The 16015-nt window shown below is 68.1% G+C and carries 5 protein-coding genes; 3 read left to right on the forward strand and 2 right to left on the reverse strand.

Annotation, left to right across the window (positions count from 1 at the left end):
- Window positions 1-383 precede the first annotated feature (383 nt).
- On the reverse strand, window positions 384-2126 hold the full coding sequence (locus tag G6O68_RS05850) for a class I SAM-dependent methyltransferase (protein ID WP_165245801.1): 1743 nt from the start codon (window positions 2124-2126) through the stop codon (window positions 384-386).
- 286 nt (window positions 2127-2412) lie between these two features.
- On the opposite strand from G6O68_RS05850, the gene G6O68_RS05855 reads away from it, so the two are divergent.
- The gene (locus G6O68_RS05855) at window positions 2413-7824 is read left to right on the forward strand and encodes a glycosyltransferase (RefSeq protein ID WP_165245811.1); all 5412 of its coding nucleotides are present in this window, start codon (window positions 2413-2415) and stop codon (window positions 7822-7824) included.
- A 515-nt stretch (window positions 7825-8339) separates the two neighbouring features.
- Here the strand turns inward: G6O68_RS05855 and G6O68_RS05860 are convergent.
- Complete coding sequence (locus tag G6O68_RS05860) at window positions 8340-12965, reverse strand: glycosyltransferase (RefSeq protein ID WP_165245813.1); 4626 nt, start codon at window positions 12963-12965, stop codon at window positions 8340-8342.
- Between the two features lie 633 nt (window positions 12966-13598).
- Here G6O68_RS05860 and G6O68_RS05865 point away from each other — a divergent pair.
- Together G6O68_RS05865 and wecB are read left to right on the forward strand one after the other, a co-directional pair.
- Window positions 13599-14804 (forward strand): glycosyl transferase, encoded by a 1206-nt coding sequence (locus G6O68_RS05865; protein WP_165245815.1) that lies wholly within the window; start codon window positions 13599-13601, stop codon window positions 14802-14804.
- A gap of 53 nt (window positions 14805-14857) precedes the next feature.
- Window positions 14858-16009, forward strand: a complete 1152-nt coding sequence (wecB, locus tag G6O68_RS05870; RefSeq protein WP_165245818.1) for a non-hydrolyzing UDP-N-acetylglucosamine 2-epimerase — start codon at window positions 14858-14860, stop codon at window positions 16007-16009.
- The last annotated feature ends 6 nt before the right edge of the window (window positions 16010-16015 follow it).

Below are 16015 nucleotides of genomic sequence, written 5' to 3' on the forward strand. Positions count from 1 at the left end.
CGTCCCCCATCGACTGTTGCGGCGCTCGGTGATCCGGCCTCTCTACGAAGGAAGGTAGGTCATATCCGCATCGAGGAGCGTCGTAGGAGAGGTTATTCGTCGGCTTTATCGCCCGATCTCCGGCCATGATAACCGTTCGGGCTGAACCAGCCCAGGACCTCGGCGGGTCGGACGACGTCCCCGGTTCGGCCATCCTCCGGCCCAAACCGCAAATCTGACCCCGGCCGGGTTCACGAGGTTTTCGGCGATGGCCCGTGCAGGCGGCTCTCTCGGAGAGTCATCCAGGAGCGACCGGCCGGGCGGTATGCGACTACGGGCGCATAGCGAAGCCCCGGCCGATGGTCGGCCGGGGCTTGCATGTCGACATCAGGACGCAACTCGGGTCAGTCGGCCTTCTTGACGATCCACAGGTCCTGGTGGTACCACCACTCGGCCTGCCGGAAATCGGCGATCGGGGCGCCGACGGACTTGTGCACGATCGGCACGACGTACTGCGGCAGGCTCAGGGTCAGGCCGTACTCGGCGGCGTCGAGGTCGTGCTGCTCGCTGCGGGCCTGGAACCAGAAGCCCTCCTCGTCGGCGTCGTCGAGCGTGATCTGCAGTCCCTGGCAGCTCTTCACGCCGTGGGTCGTGAACAGCAGGTAGCCGCCGGGCTCCAGAGAATCGTACAGGGCCTTGATCCAGCGCCCGAAGGTCGACTTCGGCATGTGGGAGAAGAACGACAGGCAGAAGATCGCGTCGTACTTCTTCGGCGTGGCGAAGCCTTCCGGGGTGTGGGCCGACTGCAGCGCGTGGACGCCGATCTCGTTCGTGAGGAACTCGATCGCCTCGGGGTGGATGTCGCAGCTCGTCAGGTCGAACCGGGGGTTCTTTTTGAGGTGCCGCGAGACGCAGCCGTAGCCGGAGGCGAATTCGAGCAGCTTGATCGGCTTCTTCTCCTCGCCGAACAGCCGGGTCAAGTGGCCGTCGAGCTTGGCCGCCGAGCGGGCGCCGTCCTCGAAGTAGTACTTCGTGGCGTTCTCCAGCGACATCTCCGGGTGGGTGGCCACGAACCAGAAGATGAAGTCCTTCGGGTGGACGCTCGCGGTGACCTGCTCCTGCTCGGCCCAGTGCCGGTTGAGGCGGAGCATCTCCTCGGTCAGGGCGCCGTCGTTGGGCGGGACCGGGACGCCGCCGGTCTTGGGCTTGGACGCCTCGGCGACCTCGGCCTCGCTCTTGACGCCGCCCACGTTCACGATGGTCGTCGCCGGGCTGCCCGGCTTGACCTTGAAGAGCATCGCGTACTGGCCCAGCACCTCGCCGAGCTTGACGGCGAGCTGGAGTCCGGCGTCGTCGCACATCTCAACGAAGTAGTCGATGTCGACGTCGATCTTGACCTCGTCGCCCGAGTAGCGCGTGCCCGGGGCCGGGTGGATGTGGATCGTGGGCAGAAACATGCCGGCCGGCGCCAGGGTGCGACGGACCTCGCGCAGGTAGTGCCGCGCGTCGGGCTCCAGGAGGTGGGTGAAGAGCGAGCATCCCCAGGCGAAGTCGACCGAGCCTTCCTTCGCCGGGAAGGTCACCTCGGTGGGCTTGATCGCCCCTTGGGGGTTGTAGCACGACAGGACGTCAAGATGGTGGAACTCGAACTTGTCGCCGATCCGGGGGACGAGCACCTGGTTGCAGAAGTCGATCGAGTCCTTGAGGACGTCGAACCCGACGTACTTGCGGACGTGCGGATGGTAGGCGAGATTGCGGGCCATCTTGCCGCTGCCGCAGCCGATGTCCAGCAGCAGCGAGTTCGGCTTGAGGAACTTGCTGATGAGGATCTGCCAAGCGTCCGCGCTGAGGATGTAGCCCGCCATCGACGGCGAACCGGCGGTCGCCCGGACGCCGGCGGCCGGGATCGGCGGGATGATCGCCGACAGGTGCTCGGTCCCGAGGACGTACGGGTCCGGCCCCTCGAACTGGGCCTGCTCCTTCTGGTACTGGGCGAGCTGCATCTTCAGCCAGGAGATTTCCATCTCCAGGGCCTGCACGTTCGCCGACTTGCCCGCGCCCTCGCCGGCGAGGCCTACGGCGGACATCCGCGGGAAGAGCGTGCCGAGCAGGCCCTTGCGGGGCTGAGTCGCATTCAGGTTCGCCATGCGGGCTATCTACCTTTCTCGTGACCGGGGGAGGTGACCGACGAAGTGATCGACGCCCTGGCCCGACGCGAGGCGCCTTGAGGGCGGGTTTGGCGCGGGATTATAGCCGGGCCGCCCGGGCGGGCAAGGCGAGTTTGAGCCGTCGCCCACCTCGCCCGACCCGCCTTGACCGGCCGGTCGGGGGGATGGTACACAAGCCGCCGTCCGCGCCGCCACGGAAGGCGAAAACGGCCCGGCCAGCGAGCCTCTGGGCCGGGTCGAATCCAGAGATTCATCGGAGGAAGACATGGCCCAGGAACGATCCGCCGACGTCATCGTGCCCGTCACGCTCGGCGGACCAGCGATCCTGAGCCGACTCCGCAGGATCCTGGACTGCAGCGGCCCCCCCCTGCGACGACTTCTGGTCGTCGACGACGGCTGCGCCGATCGCATCCTCTCCCAGGGGCTCGCGGAGCTGTGCGAGACGGACCCGAGACTCCAGCATCTGCGGTGTCCGCGAAGCCTGAGCTGGGCCGATTACGCGAACCGCGGGCTCACGGAACGCGGAGGCGACGTCATCCTGCTCGCCCCCGACGCGCTGCCGACCGCCGGTTGGATCGAGCCCCTGGCGGACGCGGCCCACTCCGAGGAGCGCGTCGCCCTGGCCGTCCCGCTGACCGACGGCGACGGCTTCGACGGCGCGGCGGGATCTGACGAGACGGCGGTGAAGCTGGCCATCACGGGGCTGCCCGAGAGCGTCTTCACGCCTCGGTCCGGCGCGGTGTGCAGCTACCTCCGGGGCGACGTCCTCGACGCTGTGGGCCTGCTGGACCCGTCGCTGAGCTCGCCACGCGCGGCCTTGGACGATTGGCTGATGCGGGCGTGTTCGCTGGGCTTCTTCGCCAAGCGCTCCGGCCGGTCGGTGGTTCTTCGAGACCCCGACGGGGCCGACGACGCCAAGGGCGACGAAGTTGCGGACCGAGGGATCCTCGACGCCCGCCATCGCTACATGAGCGGGCAGGCGAGTCGGGATGCCGGCACGCTCGACGGCTCCCTGGCGGCCCACGCGGTGGAGTTCCAATCGACCGGACGCATCAAGGTCGCCCTGGACCTCCGGCACCTCCCCCTGGAGATGAACGGCACGAAGATGTATGCCGTGAACCTGGGCAAGGCCCTCGCGGCGACGCCCGAGGTCGACCTGACGCTCCTGGCCGTCCATCCGTTGCAGGCCGACGGGATCGAGGGGCGCCTGGTCTCGCCCGACGAATGGGCCGACGACGTGGCGATCGTCCACAAGCCCGCCCAGATCTTCGACCGGACTCACGCCCGGCTGCTTTTCGAATCGCGGGCCCACGTCGTCTTGACGTATCAAGATCTAATCGCCTATCGCATGGCGCACGTCTTCGCGGACGAGGTCGAATACAACGCCTACCAGAAAACGAGCCGGCTGACCCTCCCGGCGGCGCAGGCCGTCCTGACCTACTCGCGGAACACCGCGGACGAGGCGGCGTCGGAATTCGGCCTCGACCCCGAGGTGATCCACCCGATCTTCCTCGGCGTCGACGTCGAGGCGTTCGCTCTCGACGTCGACGTGGAGGAGACCGTCTCGACGCTCGCGAAGTTCGATCTTCCCGGCCGATTCTTCCTGAGCCTGGCGTCGGACTACCCGCACAAGAACCTCGCGGGGCTGCTGGACGCCTACGCCATGTTCCGCAAGTGGTGCACCGCGGGCGAGCCCCCCGCGCTGGCCCTGGCCGGCCGCGCCCCGCGATCCGAGGCCGGTTTCGCGGACCGTCCCGGAGGCGCGATCCCGGGCGTCCACTTCCTGGGCGTGGTGAGCCACGAGGAATTGCGGGTCCTTTATCAGATGACGGAGGCCCTCGTCTTCCCATCCCTGTATGAAGGCTTCGGCCTCCCGCCGCTGGAGGCCATGGCCGCGGGCGCGCCGGTGATCGCGATGCCCTTCTCGTCGATCCCCGAAGTCTGCGGCGACGCGGTCCTGTATGCCGAAGGCCTGTCGCCGGTCGACCTCGCCCGGGCGATGCAACGGATGGCGGCCGAACCGGACCTGCGCCGTGAGCTTCGATCCCGAGGTCGGGGGCGGGCGGAAGGGCTTTCGTGGGAGAAGACCGCGAAAGAGACGGTGGAGGTCTACCGCAAGGTCCTCCTGAATCCCTCGCCCCGGACGCTCCAGGCCCGACGTTCCCTGAGCGAGGCCATCGTCCTCTGGTCCCGGCCTCCCGCCGAGACGACGATCCCGGCTCCTGAGGTCGCCGAGGTCGCCGAGGTCGCCGTCGAGGTTCCGAGCAAAGCGGAGGTCGAGGTCGAGATCGTTCCGGAGCCGATCGAGGCGATCGAGTCCGAGCCAGCGCTCCAGGTTGAAACCCAACCGTCCGCTCCGGTCGAGGTCCCCATCGCCGCCTTCATCGACCCTCCGCCGACGATCGAGCCCGAGCCTCTGGGCGTCATTGGCGCCTGCCAGGCCCTGAAGGCGGCCGTGGGACGCCGGGCTCGGCGCGACCTGACGCGTCGGGCGACGATCCAGCGGGCCCGCCTGGCCCGATTGAAACGGCTCACGCATCGCTTCCTCCAGGTCGCCAGGACCGACGGGCTGCGGGCCGCGTACGGCAAGGCGACGCGCAAGGCCAAGAACAAGGTTCGGCACACCGTGCGTCGGCTCTGGCCCGCGCGGACCGCTCGGGGATCGGGCTGTTCCTATTTTCGGCCCGAGCAGCCCCTCGAAGCCTATGAAGCCTGGCGGCTGATCAACGGCCCCTCGGCCTTACGGGCCGCGAGCCTCGCCGAGAAGGTCGAGGCCCTCGACCGGCCGATCGCGTTCTCGATCCTCGTGCCGGTGTACAACACGGCGCCCGAACTTCTCGACGCGGCCGTCGCGAGCGTGCTGGGCCAATCCTACCAGGATTGGGAGTTGATCCTGGCCGACGACGCCAGCACCGATCCGTCGCTGGCCGCGTATCTTGCGACGGGCCTGCCGCGAGACCCTCGCATCAAGCTCGTACGTCGCGAGGTCAACGGCAACATCTCGGCCGCCACGAACTCGGCCGCCGAGCTGGCCACCGGGGAGTTCTTCGTCCTCCTGGACCACGACGACGTGCTCCATCCCGAGGCCCTGTCCCACCTGGCGATCGGGTTGGCTGGGGCGGAGGACGTCGACCTTGTCTATTCGGACGACGACAAGTTGGGCACGGACGGTACGCGCCTCGCCCCGCAATTCAAGCCGGACTGGTCGCCCGAGCTCCTGCTGTCGTTCTGTTACACCGGCCATTTGACCGCGGTGAGGGCGAGCCTTTACCGCGAAGTCGGCGGGATGCGGCTGGGGTTCGAAGGGTCGCAGGACCATGACTTCTGGCTGAGGGCGTCCGAGAAGGCGCGACGGATCGAGCACATCCCGCAGCTCCTCTACCACTGGCGGGTGCTCCCGGGCTCCACGGCGGCGAGCGGACACGAGAAGCCGCACAGCTTCGAGGCCGGCCGCCGCGCCGTCCAGGAAGCGTTCGCGCGCCGGGGCGTCCCCTGCCGCGTCGAGCAGCCCGAGTGGGCGGTCGCGGCCGGATGCGGGATCTTTCAACCCGTCATGCCCGACGACGGTCCGTCGGTCGCCATCCTCATCCCGACGAGAAACCAGAAGAAGCTCCTGCACAACCTCCTCAGGTCGCTGGAGAAGACGAGCTATCGCAACTACCGGGTCTACATCATCGACAACGAGAGCGACGACCCCGAGACGCTCGATTACCTCGCGAAGGTCCCTCACACGGTCCTTCACATCCCCAACGTCGACGGTTGCTTCAACTACGCGGCCATCCACAACACGGCCGTGGCCCGCGTGCAGGAGGAGATGCTGCTCTTCCTCAACAACGACGTCGAGGTCATCGAGCCGCGCTGGTTGAGCCAGATGGTCGGATGGGCCATGCTGCCGGGCGTCGGCACCGTCGGGGCGCGGCTGCTCTACTCGGACCGGAGGATCCAGCACGCGGGGATCGTTCACGGGCTCCACGAGGGCCTGGCCGGTCACGCGTTCAAGCTCCTCCCGTGGTGGGACGGCGGCGCGATGGGGCTGGCGCGGGTCACGCGCGACTGCCTGGCCGTAACCGCCGCCTGCATGCTCACGCCTCGCAAGCTGTTCCTGGATCTGGGCGGCTTCAACGAGGCGGAGTTCGGCGTCGCCTACAACGACGCAGACTACGGCTACCGCATCCACGACTCGGGCCGTCGCAACGTCTTGTGCGCCGAGGCCGAGCTGTTCCACCATGAAGGCGCGACGCGAGGGTTCGGCGACAACCCCCGGGAGGAGGCGAACTATCGACGCATCCACGGCCATCGCCGCGACCCGTACTTCAGCCCCCACTACGACGCCCTGAGCGAATCCTTCGAGATCAAGCCGACCGTCGTCCCGGTCTCCGCGGCCGGACGGCCCGTGCGAGTACTGGCCGTCTCGCACAATCTGAATTGGGAAGGGGCGTCGCGTTTCGAATTGGAGCTGACGAGCGGGCTCAAGGCGTCGGGCGAGGTCGATCCGATCGTGGTGAGCCCGGTGGACGGACCGCTTCGCGAGGAGTACGAAAAGGCGGGCGTCGCCGTCCGCATCGACCCCTCCATCGTCTGCCTGTTCGGAGGCGAAGTCGCCTATGCCGAGGCCCGAGATCGGACGATCGGCCTGCTGGCCGAGCAGGGTTGCGACGTCCTCCACGCCAACACGCTCCAGGGCTTCTGGGCGGTCGACGCGGCGCGGCGGGCACGCGTCCCTTCGATCTGGAGCATCCACGAGAGCGAATCGTGGCAGACCTACTTCGACCAGTTCCCGGCAGAGATCGGCCGCATCGCCCTGGGCTGCATGGCGGACCCTTACCGCGTCGTTTTCACCGCTCGGAGTTCGGCCGAGGTCTGGAAAGACCTGAATACCCGGGGGAACTTCGACCTCGTCCGCTACGCCCTGAACGTCGGGCGATTCCAGGCCGAGTTGGCCGACTGCCCGCGCGACTCCGCCCGCGCGGCGTTGGGTTTGTCGATGGATGAGGTCTGCGTCCTGCTGCTGGGCACGGTCTGCGACCGCAAGGGTCAGCACGATCTCGTCCACGCCTTCCGAAGCCTGTCACCCGACGCGGCGAGCCGGATTCGGTGCGTCGTCGTCGGGGCTCGGGACTCGCTCGAATACAGCCGCCACCTGAGGCGGCTCGCGTCCGAACTCGGGGCCGATCGTCGCGGTCGTTTCCACATCGTCGACGAGACCGGGGCCACCGCGCCCTACTGGCAGGCGGCCGACGTCTTCTGCTGCACGTCGAGGGTGGAGAGCTACCCCCACGTCATCCTGGAGGCGCTCGGCCGGGGCTTGCCGATCGTCTCGACGCCGGTCTACGGGATCCCCGAGCAGGTCAGGCCGAACCTCAACGCGTTGTTCTATGGGCCCGGCGACGTGCGGGCGCTGGCGAAGCATCTGGAGGTCCTGGCCCGCGACGACTCGAAGCGGGCCGCGATGGCCGAAGCCTCGTCCTGGATCCTCCGCGCCCTCCCGAGCCACGCCGACATGATCGAGCGCTATGGCAAGCTCTTCCGCGCCGCGGCCGAGAGCTCCGTGGCCGGCGAGGCGTCGCGACCGATCCCCGCCGCTTCCGGAGGGGCCGACGACCTCTATCGACTCGATCAAGGGCACGCGAGCATCCTGCGTGTTCGGACGTCGATCTCGGCCACGATCTCCGAATAGTTCGAGGGATCGAGAGCGTTCTCGGTGGGAAACCCCGAGGCTTATGCTTTTCGGGCTCGCGGCATCAAGACGGACGAGAAGCGTTGCCGTTCGAGGAACCGAGCCGTCTCGACTTCGCGATGCAAGCGGATTGTGAACAGGCTCGGCCGCAGGCAACCAAACCCGCGGGGCCGATGATCGCGGGACCCACCCTGATCGCATCGGCGAGGGTCCGGGCCTGAGCGTTTCCAAGTGGGCCTCTCACCGCAAACGACCAGACGGCCGCCCTCGCATCATCGCGACGGCGGCCGTCTGGTCGATTCAGGATCCAGCCTCACTCCGAAAAGCGATCGTCAGAAGGCGAAGGACGCAAAGATACAGGCCGGCGATCCGAAACCCTTCGCTCGGTTCTCGATTGCTACCTGCATCGGGGTGGTGACGCCGTAGATGCTGAAACGAAGGATCCTATCCGGGGCCGGCTGCCTCGGTCGACCCGGAGCCTCGGCGGGCGACTTGGTCGCGCGAACGTTCTGGCGTCAGGCGCTCTCGCGAGAGGCGCAACTCGTCCGCTCGGGGGCGCTGGTCGTCGGAAGTCCCTCGCGTGGGAAGACCAGGAAGTCGCGGGCGTGGAAATAGGCTTCGACGCAGACGTGGGCCGCGTGTCGGACGTCGAACCGAGCCTCGAAGAGCTGTCGTGCCCTGCAGACGTGGTCGGCGTGGAGGTCGGCCTGGCGAAGGTAGCGGAGCATGGCCGCGACCATGCGGTGCACGTCCAGCCCTGTGTGCTCATTCGCTTTCGGGGCGATCCCGGCCGTGCAGCCGTCGAGCGTCAGCATGTCGTGGATCGGCCCTCTGTTGGGGGCGATGACGGGGAGGTGGCTCGCCAGGGCCGCCGCGACGTGAATCGACGTCTCGGCCGAGAGTTCCCCGGCCGGAGCCAGGGCCGCGTCGCACTGGCCCAAGAGACAGCGGAGGTCGCGGTCCGCGGACGCGGCGATAGCGGAATCTCGGGGGTCGGCTCCGGGCTCCGTGAGAACCAGTCGCACGCGGCGACCGCCCCGCTCCACGGCCGGTAGTCGATTGAGGATTCGGACGGCCGTCATCGCGTCCCGGCTCGCCCGGGACGAGCCCGCGCCCCCGGGGACCAGATAGACGAGGAACTCGCCTTGCCTCTTGACGATCGGGCCCGTCTTCTCAACCCGCGTGTCGTCGTTCTTGAGGCCCGGGAAGAGCAGGAGCCAGCGGCGCGAGGCCAGCTCGGCCCAATGCTCGTCCAGGGCCGGCGCGACGGGAGTCTGGTGGAAGACGCCGGAGATCAATTCCTTCGTTCGAGCTGGACGCAGTTCCGGGCTGGAGCATCCCGCCTCGTGGTGGACGAACCAGGGGAGGTTCAGATCGGCGTTGATCTGCGCGACGAGCCGGTCGCCCGAGGGATTGAGGGAGTGGACGACGTCGATCTCGTGGAATCGGATCAATTCCTGGAGGACCGTGACGCGTACGCGACCGGCGATCGAGCCTTCAGGCGCCTCGGAGGCGGACCAGGGAGTCGTGCCGAGGGTCCCTTCGAGGAGGACGACGCGATCGCTCAGTCGCTCCTGCAAGGCCAGCCCCGCCTCGCCGGGAGCGGCCGCGCAGAGGAACACGCGATGGTCGCGGGCCAGCTCGTCGGCGAGGTCGATCGTGGCGGTCGCGGCGAGGCCGGATTCGGAGCCGTCGACGACGAGCAGGATCTTCAACTCGCCGGTCGCGTCGAGCTTGCGGCGGAAAAGCTCGCGGATCTCGCCCAACGGACGTCCGGTGCGAGGGTTGTTCATCAGCGAGGGACGTTTGAGGGCGAACCGCTCCGTCATCAGCTCGTATTCGAACAGGGTCTGGCCGAGGCTGCGCGCCATGGCGTTGAGCGAGACGTCGAACGTCTCGAAGATGCGTCGCTTGACGTGGAGCGTTTCCTCGGCGTGGGTGTCGGCCTTGATCGACTGGAAGGAGACGGTCTGCTCGTGTCGCCGGTAGTCGTTGAGCGACTCGGGCACGAACGCGATCTTCCCGCCGCGGATCATCAACGCATAAAACAGCCAATCGCCGGCGAACCGCATGCCCGCCAGCTCGTCGGCGAAATCGAGCCGCTCTGGCTTGCGGAAGAGGACGGCGCTGGCGTTGGGGACCGTGTTCTTCTGGCTCAGCGCGACCTCAGCCTCCTCGGCCGCCTCGGCGCGGTAGGCCTTCCGCCATCTCGCGACATCCAGGTCGTCGGTGTGGCCGAGGAAGTCGGCCGCCCAGCGCTCGTCGTTCGGGCCGATGAGCCCCGACTGGCAGTAGGCCAGGATCACCTCGGGGTCGTGAAACTCGGGGATCAGACGTTCCAGGAACTGGGGCCGGCAGGAGTCGTCGGACTCGGCGAACCAGATCAGGTCTCCGGTGGCCAGGTCCATCCCCTTCATCCACTGGCGGAAGGTGCTGCCGCTGTTCTCCTCGTTGACGATGATCCGCATCGGCACGGGCGACTCGGGCGCCAGGCGTCGCGCCACCTCCACGCTGTCGTCGGGCGACGCGTCGTCGAGGAAGATGATCTCATGCGGCCGGACGGTCTGCTCGAACAGGCTTCGCAGCCGCGTCTCGAGGAAGGGGGCGTGGCGGTAGTTCGGCACGATCACCGAGACCTTGAGGCTCGGCGCCGGACTGTAACCGTAATCGGCGCGGAGGATCGTCAGGAACTCGTCCATGAAGCGCGGCCAGGTGAACAGGCTGCGGACGACGGTCCGTCCTCGACGGCCCATCGTCGACCTCGCGTCGTCGTCGTTCAGGAGCTCGCGGATCGCGCGGGCCATCGCGGGGACGTCCAGGTACGGGACCGCGACGCCGCCGCCGTCGAGCACCTCGGGCGCTCCACCGGAGCCCTGGAAGGCGACGACCGGCAAGGCGCTCTCCATCGCCTCCAGGTTCGCGAACGGGCAAGGGTCCTCTCGCGAGGTCAGGGCGAAGACGTCGGCGGCGAGAAAATACGGAGACAGGTCGCCGCGGACGCCGGCGAAAAGGATCCGATCGGCGAACCCGGAAGCCTCGACGTCGTGCCGGAGCCACTGGAAGAAGTCCGGCAGGACGACATGGCCGAACCAGACGAAATAGGTCCGCTCGGCCAGATCGGCGGTACTCGGGTCGGAGAGGACCGTCCGCGCGGCCTGGACGAAGAGATCGGCCCCCTTGCGGAGGTCGATCGTGCCGCATCCGAGGATGATCCGCGCGTCGTCGGGCAGGTTCAGCTCGGCCCGCACGCTCTCGCGCATCTCCTCGCGCGAGAGGCCCCGCGTCTTCGCGTCCAGGCCGTATCGGACCGTCTGGATGCGGTCGGCGCCGACGTCGAATCGGTTGATGAGGGCGTTGCGAACGACCTCGGCGGGGACGATCGTTCGACGGCTCGCGGCCTTGATTCGTTCGATCGCCTCGACGCCGCCGAGGATCTCGATGAAGGTCGGAAGCTCGTGGATCCAGGACAGGACCGGGACGTCGGCGGCCTCGAAAGCCTCGTGGAACTCGCTCACGGCCATCGTATTGCAGACCGCCGCCCCATTGCGGGCGTACTCGCGGAATCGCTCGGCGATGACGGACGGGGCAGCAGCCCAGGACGCGATGCCGGCTTCGACGACCTTGGCGAGGACCAGGGTCGGCGCCCGACGGGCGAACTCCGCCACCAGATCACCGCCGGTCTTCAGGACGACCCAGCACTCGATCCCCGGGACACGCGACAGCTCCTCGCAAAGCCGGAGGAGGCTGAAGGGGGCGCCGGTGCGGCAGGCCGAATGAGAGACCAGGAGAACCTTGAACGACGCCTGCACCCTCGAGGCGGCGTCGTCGGAATCGACCCGGGGTTTGCTCCACGGGAGATCCTCGAAGCGGGGCGGCGCGGTGGGAGTCGCGACAGGCGCGGCGAGTTCGGCTTTCGCGGCGGGCTCGACCTGGACGCCGAGCGACTTTCCGACCTTCCGGAACAACCGGCGGGAGGCTCGACTCAGGGCCGGCCGGGGTCCTTCGGAGACCGCCACGCGGAGGAACCGGATCGAGAGGGCGACGCAGCGGCCGTGAAGCCGGGTTTCCGGAAAGAACCGAGTCTTCACGCCCCGACAACGCTCGATCCATCTCGATGCCGTGCTTCGACGCAAGACTTCCAGCTGGGCCATCGCGGCGGCGTGATGATACTGGTAGTGGGCCAGGTGCTGCCGCAGACCGGGGATCTCGCGGCCCTGGTTCGCGTGCTCGATCGAGATCGCCCGGTGCCGCTCCTCCAGGATCGCCAGTTCCTCACGGAGCACGTGCACTTCCTCGCGGAGGGCCAAGGCCTCCTCGACGGTGTTCGTCCTAGGCGGCGAGGACCAGTCCGGCGTCGATCCCCCGCCATCTGCGTCGGCGTCCCCGCCGCCCAGTTCGAGGATCGCGGAGTCGGCGTCCAGCCCTTCGGATTCGATCGCCATGCGATCGGCCAGGCTCCGGCCCAGCCTCGCGTAGACGGATCGGATCTCGTTGCGACGCCCGGGGACGGCGTCGGCGTCGAACAGGCCCTTGAGCCGCTCGGGGGGATTGGGACCCAGCGCGACGAGACCGAGACCTTCGCCGTGCGTGAACTCGAAGCTCGGATGCCGCTCGGCCAGGTCGCGAAATGCGGCGTGGGAGCCGAACCGACGACCCTGGACGCAGGTCCGCGACAGGATCAGGACGGCCCGGTCGGAGAGCTTCGCTCGCCATCGATCAAAATCTTCGAGGAACGATTCGAGGTCCGCTCCGTCCGACGGGTGGACGAGGTCGAGGGACCGGTCGTCGAACGCCTCGACTCCGACGGCATGGTGGCGGAGCAGCTTCGAGAATGAGGAGTAGCGGCGGTCGTGGGCGTCCCGAACGCGCTGGATCGAGGCTTCCAGGAAGGCCGAGCTCGAGGAGTCGTCGCGTTCCGGCTCCAGGGCGACGCATCGGGCGTCGAGGCCGAGTCGACGAACGGCCTCGCACATCGAGAAGTAGACGGCGGGCTCGCGAAATCCGAGCTGCGCGACCCTTCGCGGCCGGGCCGCGTCCACCGTCCAGAATATCATGGGGCTGAACTGGGCGTGCGCGATCGGATCGAAGGCGTGATCGGGCGTCCAGAAAGACGCCGGCGACAGATATTGTGAGACGTCCATGTCCTTCACGCTCCTCGCATCCCCCCCTCGCCCTACGATCCGCGAGGCCGGCCCGATCGCCCGGGCGTCCCGTCGATCGGACGCTCGCGCCGTCGGTTGCTCGCCGTCGCCTCGTACTTCGGGAGGTGGGAACGACCGCTCCTGAGTCATCCGGACTTAAATGCCATCGCGCCCGCCCCGTGTCAATCCGAAGGCCGATCCGTCCGAGGGCTCGCAAGTCAGGATCGTAGCATCGGGGTCATGGTCGTCATCCTGGTCATAACCGTCCTGGCTTATTTCGGCCTCCGGCATCCGCTTCTTCAGATTTCTCGATCCGAAGGCCCTCCCCGACGACTCGCGCCGCGACTCCTCCGAGCCCGCCGCCCCGCGTCGGCCCGGCGTCGATTGACAGGGATTGCGAGAGGGTTTAGATTCACGCGGCCGCGAGGTGAAGCGGACGAGCACGGCACTCGGCCACCTCGCGCAGGACGTCGTCCGCGATGGATTCGAGGCGCGACGTCCGCCTCAGGTGGACTGGATTCTCCCGACGCCCGCGACGGCCCAGGATGGGACCCGCCGCCCTTGCATGCATCGCAGAGCCTCGGCTCCAGGCCCGGCCGACGCCGCTATCCCGTCTGACGCAAAGGAATGCCCATGCACGTCTTCACGAGCATCACGGCCAATTACCTTCCCAAGGCCGCGGCGCTGGCCCACTCCGTCAAGCGTGTGCATCCCGAGGCGGTCTTCCACATCGTGCTCTCGGACGACATGCCGGATTGCCCGGACGAGGTGACGGCGGCCTTCGATTCGATCATCAACATCCGCGAGCTGCCGATCCCGGACCTCCCGCGCTTCATTTTCCGTCATCGCGTGGTCGAGCTCTGCACGGCCGTGAAGGGGAGGGCGTTCCAGCATATCGCCGACGTCCACGGCGCGGATCGCATCTACTATTTCGACCCGGACATCATCGTCACCAACAGGCTCGACGACCTGGAACGGGCCCTGGACTCGGCGAGCGTGCTGCTCACGCCGCACTCGATCGAGCCCGAGACCGATCCGATGGCGATGATGGACAACGAGATCACCTGCCTCAAGCACGGCGTCTACAACCTGGGCTTCCTGGCCGTACGCATGGATCCGGAAGGCCGCCGATTCATCGACTGGTGGGCCGACCGCCTGACCCGCTGGTGCTACGACGAGGTCCCCGCCGGTCTCTTCACGGACCAGCGGTGGGTCGACCTCGCCCCCGCCATCTTCGACGGGATCAAGATCCTTCGCGACCCCCAGTACAACGTCTCCACCTGGAACCTGAGCCACCGCCGAGGGACCGGCGAGGCCCCCTACGACATCGCGATCAACGGCCGACCGCTGGTCTTCTACCATTTCTCCGGCTTCGACAGCGGCGCCCAGCTCATGATGCTGGACCGCTACGGCTCGCACAGCCCGGTGCTCTACGAGTTCCGCGAGTGGTATCTGGATCAGTGCGAGCGGTTCGGCCAGTCGACCCTGGGCAAGATCCCCTGTCGCTACACCCGGTACGCCGGCGGCTCGAAGATCGAGGACGCCCATCGGGTGACCTACCGCCGACGCGACGACCTGATGACTTACTTCGCCGACCCATTCGACGATTCGGACCCGTCGAACTCGTACCGCGACTGGTATCGGGTCCACGTCGAGGCGCCCGCCTCCCCGGCACCGGTCGAGCCTCGGCCTGGATCGGAACCCGAAGGCCGAGACCTCGCCCCCGCGGAATCGGCCCCGAGTCTCCGCCGGGCGTTGCGAGCCCACGCCCCCGAGCCGGCGATCAAGGCCTTTCGGTCGGTACGGTCGGCCTGGCGGAAGCTGGCCAAGGTCGACTGAACGGTCCCGACGAGCCCATCCGCACTTGATGATCGACTCCAGGGAGGGATGTCATGATTTCGAGCGATCCTGAGCGTCGACGCACGAACGTCGTCTGCGTCGTCGGGACGAGGCCGGAGGCGATCAAGATGGCGCCGGTCGTCCGGGCCCTTCGCGACCAGTCGTGGGCCCGCTGCCGGCTCGTGTTCACGGCCCAGCATCGCGATCTGGCGGATCCGATCTTCGAACTCTTCGACGTCCGGCCGGACGTCGACCTGGATGTGATGCGGCCGGGCCAGTCGCTCCCGGACCTGAGCAACCGACTGCTGGTCTCCGTGCATCAGGCCCTGATGCGCGAGAGGCCGGACTGCGTGGTCGCCCAGGGGGACACCACGACGGTCCTGGCCTCGGCCCTCGCGAGCTACATGCTGGGCATCCCGTTCGCGCATGTGGAGGCCGGGCTGCGCACGCACCGGCTCGACGCCCCCTTTCCCGAGGAGGCCAACCGCGTCGCGGCCACCCACCTCGCGTCGATCCACTTCGCGCCGACGCCGACCGCGCGGGAGAATCTACTCCGCGAGGGGATCGCGCCCGAGGCCGTCCATCTGACGGGCAACACGGGCATCGACGCCCTCCACTTCGCGGCCGAGCGCGAGGCCGCCCTGCCTCACGGGCCGGCCCCCGGGGCCCGCTTCGTCCTGGTCACCGTCCACCGCCGCGAGAACCTGGGCGAACCGCTTCGGCGGATCTGCGAGGGCGTCCGCCGCCTGCACGACCTCCATCCCGACGTCGAATTCCTCTGGCCGGTCCACCCCAATCCCGGCGTGGAGCCCGTCGTCCGCGAGGCGCTCGGGAGCCTGGAACGAGTCCATCTTTCGCCGCCGCTCGATTACGGGCCGTTCGTGACGGCGATGAAGCGAGCGACGATGATCCTCAGCGACAGCGGCGGCGTCCAGGAGGAAGCCACGGCGCTCCGGACGCCGGTGCTGGTGCTCCGCGACGTCAGCGAGCGTCAGGAGGCCGTCCGCTGCGGCGTCGCGAGGCTGGTCGGCGCGGATCCGGACGCGATCGCTCGAGAGGGCGGGCGACGGCTCGCCGAGGCGACCGACGGAGATCGTCGCTCGGACTTCGCGACCCCGTTCGGCGACGGCCGGGCCGCGGCCCGGATCGCTTCGATCCTTCACCGCAAGCTCCACGTCGAGGCGCCGACGACCGTCGGCGTCTGAAACGAC

The organism is Paludisphaera soli (genome assembly GCF_011064595.1).
GTDB classification, from domain to species: Bacteria; Planctomycetota; Planctomycetia; order Isosphaerales; family Isosphaeraceae; genus Paludisphaera; species Paludisphaera soli.